The following is a 9,225-nucleotide window of genomic DNA, read 5'->3' on the forward strand; positions in this document are numbered from 1 at the left end:
AGGACGCTCGCCGGCGTGTCGAGCCCGGCGACGTCGGGCGGAACGGGTATGCCGGCGGCATCGGCATCGATCGCAACACGCACCGGTCCGGGCGCCTCGCCGATCAGCGTCGAGATGCTGTTCGCGGCCTGCGCAAGGTCGCGTTCGAGTGCCGGAATGCTCGCGGCGGTCTGCGCGCGCTGCGTCGTAGCCTGCTCTACGTCGAGGCTCGAAACCAGCCCCGCCTCCAGCCGCCAGCGGGCAATCTGCAAATTATCGTCCTGGATCGCGAGCGTCTCGCGCGCGATCGCGAGTTGTACGGCTAGCGCGCGCGCCGAAACGGTCGTCTGCGCCACCTGCCCGACGATCAGCCGCTGAAGATCGGCGAGACCATAGCCCGTCGAAGCGAGATCGGCGCGCGACGCCGCGACGTCGCCCCCGATACGGCCGAACAAGTCGATTTCCCACTGGGCGTCGGCGCCGAGCGAAAATTGCAGCCGATCGTCGGCAAGGTCGCCGACATCGCGCTGCACGCCGCCCGACGCCGTCACCTGCGGGAAATAGCCGGCGCGCGCGGCGCGAACCCCGGCCCGCGCCTGCGCCACGCGCGCGGCGGCTTGGGCGATATCGCGATTATTGTCGAGCGCGCGCTCGACATGGCGATCGATCAGCGGGTCGCCGAGCCGCGTCCAGTAGGAAGCCGTTGCAGCCGGATACGCGCCCGTTTCCACCGACCATCGTTCCGGCACGGCAATCGCCGGCTTGCGCAATTCGTCGATCGACGCCGATGCGCAGCCGCTCAGCCCGCCAGCACACAAAAGAATGAGCAGCCGGCGTCTTCCCACTTTCCGCATTTACCCCTCGACATCCACCGACGAACGCGGAGCGTCCACGCCTGCGGACAGGCTGACCATAATATGCAGTCATGAGCAAGCTTTGCCATGACGGCATTGCCCGCGGCGCCCCGGTGGCGCTCGATGTTCGTGTCCGCCGGAGGGAGGGAATGTTCATCGCATATACCCGGGATCCATGGCGCCACGGCCGGGATTCTGGCTCTTGCCGCAAGCTTGCGGCAGAGTTGGCCAAAGCCCCCTGCACGTTATGCCCCCCTGTCGTCCCCTTTTTGCGCAATGGCGCTCCCGATCCCGTCCGCCTTTTGCCGAAATCGGTCTCAGCGTGCGCGCTGCGTGGTCGACAGTGAATAAGGGCGCGCATCGGGCATCCGGCCCCAAGCGGTGTCGGGCTTGGCCTGCATCGTGAAGCGTAGCGTTCCGCCGCTGCGGATTTCGGCATCCGAAATCCAGCTTCGCGTCAGCGGCTTGCCGTTGAGTTCGACCTTGCCGACATAGGGGTTGGCATCTGACAGGCCCGCGGTTTCGACGGTAAAGCGTTTGCCGCCGGGCAGGTTCAGAACCGCGCGGTCGACGAAGGGCCGGCCGATCACATATTGGTTCGCCCCCGGCGCGACCGGATAGAACCCAAGCCCGGTAAAGACGAGCCACGCCGACATCTGGCCAAGGTCGTCATTGCCCGACAGGCCGTCGGGAGTCGGCTTGTACTGGCTTTCGACGATCTGCTTCAGCCGCTCCTGCGTGCGCCAGGGTGCGCCGGCATAGGCGTAGAGATAGGCGACATGGTGGCTCGGCTCATTGCCGTGGATATACTGGCCGATCAGCCCGGCGATATCCTCGGCATGGCTGTAGTCGAGCTTGCTATTGTCATAGTCGAACATCGCATCGAGCTTCGCGACCGTCTTCGCATCGCCGCCGAGGATGCGGAAGAGCGCGGCCTGATCCTGCGGCACGAACCAGCTATATTGCCACGCATTGCCCTCGGTATAGTCCGAGCCATAGTTGATTGCGGTCGGGTCGAACGGGGTACGGAAGCTGCCGTCGGCCTTGCGCGCGCGCAGCCAGCCGGTCTTCGCATCGAAGCTGTTCCGCCAGTAACCCGCGCGCTTGTAGAAGCGGTCCGCAATGTCATTCCGGCCCATCTTCTCGGCCATCCGCGCGATCGTCCAGTCGTCATAGGCATATTCGACCGTCTTCGACGCCGCCTCGGGCTCGCGGTCGATCGCGACATAGCCGAGCTTCATATAGTCGCCGAGCCCGCCGTAGGGGGCATATTCGGCACTCGCGACCATCGCGTCCAAAGCCTCGTTCGCGTCGAAATCGCCCACGCCCTTCAGATAGGCGTCGGCGATCACCGGAACGGCGTGATAGCCGATCATCGTCCAAGTCTCGCGGCCGTGGAACTGCCAGACGGGCAGGATGCCGTGCGGGCTATGCTTGCGGCTCGCGACGAGCGATTTGACGATATCGGTGTTGGTCTGGTCAGGCGCGACAAGGGTCAGCAGGGGATGCAGCGCACGAAACGTGTCCCACAGCGAAAAGGTCGAACGGAAGGTGAAATCCTTTGCGGCGTGGACCTGATCGTCGGGGCCGCGATAGCGCCCGTCGACGTCGCTCCACACGCTTGGCGCGAGCAGGCTGTGGTAGAGGGCGGTGTAGAGGTTGGTGCGCATCGGGGCGGGTGCTTCGATCTGAAGCGCGCCAAGTGCCTTGCGCCACTCGCTTTCGGTACGTGTGCGAACGGCGTCGAAGCCGGCGCCCTCGGCGTCGAGGTTGGCGATAGCGCCAGCCTCGTCGACGCCCGAGAGCGCAACGCGCACTTCGAGTGGCGTGGTCAGCGCGCCAAAATCGAGCCGCGCTTCGAGCGCCTTGCCGAGCTTTTCGGCGAGCGCGTCGCTGCCGCGGCCGGGCGCCTGAAAGCCCTTGTACGCGACCTTCTCTTCGCGATCGAGGAAGGCGTGGGCCTTGAGCGGCGCCGAGAAGCGCATCGCGAAATAGAGCTTGCGCCCCGGCGCCCAGCCGCGCGTCTCGCGGAAACCGGTAAGCGTGCCGTCGGGGCGAAGATGCAGCCCCGACCAGAGGATCTTGCCGGGATAATCGTAGAGCGACGAGCGGAGATCGAGCAGCAGGTGCGCGTCCTTGCCCGCCGGGAAGCTGTAGCGATGGATGCCGACGCGCGTGCCCGCGGTGAGTTCGGCGCGGATGCCGCTATCGGCGAGCGTGACGGCATAATAGCCGGGACTCGCTTTCTCGGTCGCATGGTCGAAACGCTGGCGATAGCCCGAGCCGGGCTGTTCCGGATCGCCCGGATCGAGCTTGAAGTCACCGACCTGCGGCATGACGAGGATGTCGCCGAGGTCCGAATGACCTGCGCCCGAGAAATGCGTGTGGCTGAAGCCCTGAATCGTCGGGTCGTTATAGCTGTAGCCCGCCGCATGATCGTAACAGTCGCGGATCTGGCACGTCGCGTCGGTGTCGGGCGACAGCTGAACCATGCCGAAGGGCGCAGTCGCGCCGGGGAAGGTGTGCCCTTCGGGGCCGGTGCCGATCATCGGGTCGACGAAGCCGAGCGGATCGGGCGCCGGTTGTTCGGCGAAGGACTGGATCGGCAGGAGAGCGAGCATCGCGGCAGCGGCGGACAGGCGTTTCATGACGCCCTTGTGCCGCCGCGCGGGCGAACTGTCCAATGGCCGACGCGAAGCCCGGGCTTCACCGAGCCGCATGGATGCCTGCGCTTTCGACCGCCTCCATCGCCAGCGCGATTGCGCCCAGCGGACCCGCCATCGTCCCGAGTTCGGGCGAGATGACATAAGCGCCGTCGCCGGGAAGCTGCATATAGTCGGCAAGGCTGACCTCGAGCTTCGCGTTGATCCGCGGAAGCAGGTGCGGCTGGCCGGAGAGAACGCCGCCGCCCATCGCGACACGCATTGGACCGGCCGTGCAGGCGAGGTCATGTACCATTGTCGCGAGTGTGTGCACGATCGGATCCCACACCGGATCATCTGCCGCCACATCGGACAACGACCGACCGCTCAGCCGAGCCTTAAGCGCCGTACCCGATGCCAATCCCTCGACGCAGTCATCGTGGAAACGGCAAACGCTCACCATGGCGTCGCCCTTCAGGCGCGGCACCAAGACATGGCCGATCTCGCTGTGGCCGAAGCCGCGCGTCGGCTTGCCATGGACGATCAGCCCGACCCCGACGCCCGTGCCCACAGTGACATAAGCGAAATCGTCGAGGCCGCGCCCGCTTCCCCAACGAATTTCCGCGAGTGCGGCGCCGTTGACGTCGGTGTCGAACCCGATCGGAACATCGAAGGCCGATTGCAGCGGACCGAGCAGGTCGGCCCCTTCCCAATCGGCTTTGTTCGTTGCGCCGATCTGGCCATAATCGGCCTTGCCGGGATCGAGCCGGATCGGGCCGAAGGATGCGACGCCGAGACTGCAGAAGCCGTGCGCCGAGGCCCAGCTATCGAGCACAGCCCTGATCGCGGGCAGCGTTTCCCACGGCACCGTGGTCGCGATCGTCCGCTGGTCCCGAATATCGCCCGGCCCTGTGGCGAGCGTGCAGATGCATTTTGTGCCGCCCAGCTCGACGCCGGCAAACAGGCGCGCCTCGCCGCGGTCTGTTACAGAACCATCCATCAGCGCCATCCCCTCGCTTGATCGTCGAGGCTTCTGAAGGGCGCCGGGTTGCAGCGCAAGGCCGAAGCCCGGCCGGCAAACAAAAACAGCGTTTCGGTTCCGGCAGACGGCGGCGTTTGGAGAGGTTTCACGAGAGATTCCGTTCTTATCATTTTCTTTTTGCTACCAGAATTACGTCTTGGCTCGTGCAGGAGAATCGAAGGAAGGCGGCCGGTCAGCATGCGCCGTGCCGAACTGCGAAGGCTTGGCGCCCATCTCGAAGACGAGTTCACCGCCTGCGATCAGGTCGGCGTGAGCGATCCAGTTGCGAGTCCACGGCTTGCCGTTCCAGCGAACCGACTGCACGTAAGGACGGTCGGGACCATTGCCCTCCGCACGGACGGTCAGCGTCTTGCCCGCGCCCACCGTTACCTCGGCGAGGTCGAACAGCGGCGATCCGAAGACGTAAATCGCGCTGACGGGATCGACCGGATAGAAGCCCAATGCCGAGAGGATGAACCATGCGCTCATCTGCCCGCAATCGTCGTTTCCGATCACGCCGTCGGGGTCGTTCTTGTACATGTCGACGAGCAACCGCCGGACCATCGCCTGCGCCTTCCAGGGCGCGCCGCACCAAGCATACATATAGGCGACATGGTGGTTCGGTTCATTGCCGTGGGCATATTGGCCCACGAGCCCCGAAATGTCGGGCGGCGCATTGTCGGGCAGGGTCGAGGGCGCGTTGAACAGCGCGTCCAATTGTTTCTCGAACGCGGCGTCGCCGCCGAAATGCTCGATCAGGCCATAGATGTCATGCTGGTTGAGGAAGGTCGCCTGCCAGCCGTTCGCCTCGGTATAGTCGCGCCATTTCTTGACGTTGTGGCCGATCTGGACGGGGTCATAATCCTTCCACCAGCTGCCGTCCCTGAAGCGCGGGCGCGCGAAGCGGGTTTCGGGGTCGATGACGCCGCGATAGTTTTGCGCGCGCTTGCGCAGCGCCGCCGCGTCGTCCTCCGCGCCGACGGCGTCGGCGAGGTGCGCCATCGCCCAGTCGTCATAGGCATATTCCTGCGTCCGGCTGACCGATTCCCACACCTCGTCGCACGGGATATAGCCGAGGTCGTAATAGAAACCGCGGCCAAGCGTGCTGTCGATATCCTTGTATTCGCGGTCGAAGGCGCGGCGGCGGATATTCGGCCAGGCTGCGGCATAGTCGGCCTTGATGCCCTTGGCGTGCGCCTCGGCGAGCACCGACACGCCGTGCCAGCCGATCATGCACGCGGTCTCGACCCCCTGCAGCGGCCAGACGAGCGGCCCTGCCGGGTTCTGCGCGGTCTGGCGGCAGATGTCGCGCACGAGCAGCGCGGCGCGGTCGGGATCGATCAAGGTCAGCAGCGGATGGAGCGCGCGATACGTGTCCCACAGCGAATAGGTGCTGAACGCCTCCTCGCCCTTCTCGGCACGGTGCACCTCGCGGTCGAGCCCGACATAGCGGCCGTCGCGATCGGTGAAGAGCGTCGGCGCGAGTTGCGCGTGATAGAGTGCGCTCGTCATGATGACGCGCTGCGCCTCGGTGCCGCCCGACACGCGGATGCCGCCGAGCGCCTTCGCCCAGGTGCCGCGCGCGGCCTTGACGGCGCCGTCGAAGTCCCAGGCGGGAACCTCCTGCGCCAGCGCGTCGCGCGCGCCTTTTACGTCGACCGCCGAAAGCCCTGTCTTGATAAGGATCGGCTGGCCACCGGCATCGTCGAAGAAGAAGGCGACCTTGAGTTTGCTGCCCTTGATCGACTTCGCGCCGTCGGAGGCGGGGGTGCCGTCGTCACCGAAAAATTGCACGCGATCGGGCCTCCGCGACATCTGCATCGCGAAATGGATGCGCCGGCCCTTGGCCCAGCGATTGACCTGCCGCCCCCCGGTGAGCGTGCCATCGTCGCCGAGCTCGAGCGACGCGGCCTCGACGACGACGCCCTTGTCCCAGTCATCCTCGATCGCGTGCGCGAAATCGATCAGGATATGGCCCGGCCCGTTACCGAAGCGATAGCGGTGCAGCCCGCAGCGTTCGGTGACGGTGAGTTCGGCGAGCACGCCGGTCTCGAGCTTCACGCGATAATAGCCGGGCTCGGCATGTTCGTCCGAATAACGCTGGCGATAGCCTTCGCCGGGTTTTTCGATCGTGCCGGGTTCGAGCTTCAGATCGCGCCGCGTCGGCACGACGAGGACATCGAGCATGTCGCCGATGCCGGTGCCCGAAAGATGGGTATGGCTGAACCCCATGATCGAGCCATCTTTCTGATGATAGCCCGAGCAGGCATCCCAGCCGTGGGTGTTCGTGTCGGGGCTGAGCTGCGCCATCCCGAACGGCAGCGATGCGCCCGGGAAGGTGTGGCCATGCCCGCCGGTGCCGATGAAGAGGTTCGCCTTGCCCGGCGCAAGCGCGGCACCGCCCGCCACCGATCGCGAGCAGCCGGCAGGGATCGCCCCGCCGAGCGCGAGCAGGCCTGTGGTGGCGAGAAGCTGGCGGCGGCTGGTGGTGATCATCGTCGCCTCCCCGCTCACAGCGGCCGTGCCAGCAGCGCGGGGCGCTTGTCGGCGACCTCGACGATCAACTGGCCGAACAGCGCGTTCGCCCAGGCGAACCAGCTGCGCGTGAAGTTCTTGGGATCATCCTTGTGGAAGCTTTCGTGCATGAAGCCGGTGCCGCCGTGCGTCGTCTTCAGCCAGCGCAGGCATTGCAGGATCGTCGCATCGTCGTCGGCGTTCATCGCGCGGGTGATGATCGACATCGGCCAGATCATGTCGAGGCCGATATGCGGCCCGCCGATCCCCTCGGCCGCCGTGCCCTTGAAGAAATAGGGATTGCGGCCGGACCAGGCGAGCGCCGCGGTGCGCAGGAAGATCGGGTCCTTCTTGTCGACGACGTCGATCAGCGGCAGCCCCGACAGGCTCGGCACATTGGCGTCGTCCATGAAGACATAGTTGCCGAAGCCGTCGATCTCATAGGCCCAGACCTGACCGCCCTTGCCGTCGTCGATCAGCGCATGCGCCTTCAACGCGGCATCGACCTCGGCGGCGAGCGCCTCGGCGTCGGTCGCCGACGCGTTATCGCCGCGCGCTTCGCGGTGGACGGTCGCGATCTTGCGCAGCACCGACACCGCGAACAGGTTCGACGGAATCAGGAAGGGATAGAGGCAGGCGTCGTCCGACGGGCGGAACATCGAGTGGATCAGCCCGACTTTCTTCGTCGGCGCGCCATAGCCGCTCAGCATCAGGCTGTCGGTGGGCTGGAGCGCGGGGCGCTGGAAACTATAGGGACCCGGGCCGTCCTTGCGCTGCTGTTCGCGGAAGGTCGCCACCGCGAGCTTCATCGCGCGCGACCATGTGTCGTCGAACGGCGCCTTGTCCTTCGTTCGCGTCCAATATTCGTGGGACAGCCGCATCGCATAGCATAGCGAGTCGATTTCCCACTTCCGCTCGGCGACGCCGGGCTTCATCTCGGTCTTGTCGGTCTGCGACCATTCGAGTTTCGACGGCGCGGTCGGATCCTTGTCGAACGCATTGGCATAGGGATCGATCAGGATGCAGCGCGCCTGCCGCTGGATTAGCCCCTGGAACAGGCGCTTGAGCTTCGCGTCCTTGGCGACGAGGTGGATATAGGGCTGTACCTGCGCCGAGCTGTCGCGCAGCCACATCGCCTCGATGTCGCCGGTGATGACGAAGGTGTCGGGGCGACCGTCGAGCGTGCCCGTCTGCACCGTCGTGTCGAGCGTGTTCGGGTAGCAATTCTCGAACAGCCACGCGAGTTCGGGGTCGGCGATCTTCGCCTTCACGCGCGCGATCTCGGCCTCGATCGCGGGGCTGGTAAAAGCACGCTGCGCGGGCGCGGGGCGCTTGCTGACGAAACCGCCAGCAGCGGCGCGTGCTGCGGCGGGCATTGCGGCCGCCAGCGCGAGCGCGCCGGCGCCGGCCATGATCTCGCGGCGGCTCTGGGTCATGTTCATCTCCGAATTCATTTGGACGGCGCGCTGATCGAGAAGGGCGCATCGGCGGGGGCGGTGCCCCATTGCTTGTTGGGTTTGGCGCCCATCACGAAGTCGACCGTGCCGCCCTGCGACAAAGCGCTATGGGTGAAATAGGTCTTGCTCTGCGGCTTCCCGCCGAGCGCGACCGACTGGAGATAGACGTTCGCATTGCTGTTGTTCGCGGCGTTGATCGTCAGCGTCTTGCCGTTGGGCATCGTCAGCACCGCCTTCTGGAACAGCGGGCTGCCGATCGCATATTCGCCCGTTGCCGAGGCGACCGGATAGAAGCCCAAAGCCGAGAAGACATACCAGGCCGAGGTCTGGCCGTTATCCTCGTCGCCCGGATAACCATCGGGCGCCGACGAATAGAGCTTCGCCATGATGTCGCGCACATGATGCTGCGTCTTCCACGGCGCACCCGCCCAATTGTAGAGATAGGGCATGTGCTGGATCGGCTGGTTGCCATGGGCATATTGGCCCATGTCGACGATCTGCATTTCGCGGATCTCGTGGATCACCTGGCCGTAATAGCTGTCGTCGAAGACCGGCGGGGTGGTGAAAATCGCATCGAGCCGGTCGACGAATTTCTGGCGCCCACCCATCAGATCGATCAGCCCGTGGACGTCCTGCATCACCGCCCAACTATAGTGGAGCGCGTTGCCTTCGGTGAAGGCGTCGCCCCATTTATAGGGGTTGAAGGGGGTCGCCCACGATCCATCCTGGTTGCGGCCGCGGATCCAGCCGCTCTCGCT

General features: G+C 65.4%; 6 protein-coding genes. All 6 read right to left on the bottom strand.

Annotated features, from left to right (window positions below):
- A partial coding sequence (locus VN047_RS03410) for a TolC family protein (RefSeq protein ID WP_325540032.1) occupies positions 1–833 on the bottom strand: 833 nt, incomplete at its 3' end.
- 317 nt (positions 834–1,150) lie between these two features.
- Positions 1,151–3,481, bottom strand: coding sequence for a GH92 family glycosyl hydrolase (locus VN047_RS03415; protein ID WP_414712658.1), 2,331 nt, complete (start codon positions 3,479–3,481; stop codon positions 1,151–1,153).
- 58 nt (positions 3,482–3,539) lie between these two features.
- A complete protein-coding gene (locus tag VN047_RS03420) occupies positions 3,540–4,475 on the bottom strand; it encodes an ROK family protein (RefSeq protein WP_325540034.1) in 936 nt (311 codons plus the stop codon).
- A gap of 171 nt (positions 4,476–4,646) precedes the next feature.
- Complete coding sequence (locus tag VN047_RS03425) at positions 4,647–6,992, bottom strand: GH92 family glycosyl hydrolase (RefSeq protein WP_325540036.1); 2,346 nt, start codon at positions 6,990–6,992, stop codon at positions 4,647–4,649.
- Positions 6,993–7,006: 14 nt separating this feature from the next.
- Positions 7,007–8,446, bottom strand: a complete 1,440-nt coding sequence (locus tag VN047_RS03430; RefSeq protein ID WP_325540038.1) for a glycoside hydrolase family 125 protein — start codon at positions 8,444–8,446, stop codon at positions 7,007–7,009.
- Between the two features lie 14 nt (positions 8,447–8,460).
- A partial coding sequence (locus tag VN047_RS03435; protein ID WP_325540040.1) for a GH92 family glycosyl hydrolase occupies positions 8,461–9,225 on the bottom strand: 765 nt, incomplete at its 5' end.

Origin of the sequence: Sphingopyxis sp. (genome assembly GCF_035565275.1) — a bacterium.
In the GTDB taxonomy this organism is placed as follows: domain Bacteria; phylum Pseudomonadota; class Alphaproteobacteria; order Sphingomonadales; family Sphingomonadaceae; genus Sphingopyxis.

Bases quoted from the DNA above. Each gene is read 5' to 3' on its own strand.
- VN047_RS03415 (WP_414712658.1), bottom strand. From the start codon at position 3,481: ATGAAACGCCTGTCCGCCGCTGCCGCGATGCTCGCTCTCCTGCCGATC.
- VN047_RS03420 (WP_325540034.1), bottom strand. From the start codon at position 4,475: ATGGATGGTTCTGTAACAGACCGCGGCGAGGCGCGCCTGTTTGCCGGC.
- VN047_RS03425 (WP_325540036.1), bottom strand. From the start codon at position 6,992: ATGATCACCACCAGCCGCCGCCAGCTTCTCGCCACCACAGGCCTGCTC.
- VN047_RS03430 (WP_325540038.1), bottom strand. From the start codon at position 8,446: ATGACCCAGAGCCGCCGCGAGATCATGGCCGGCGCCGGCGCGCTCGCG.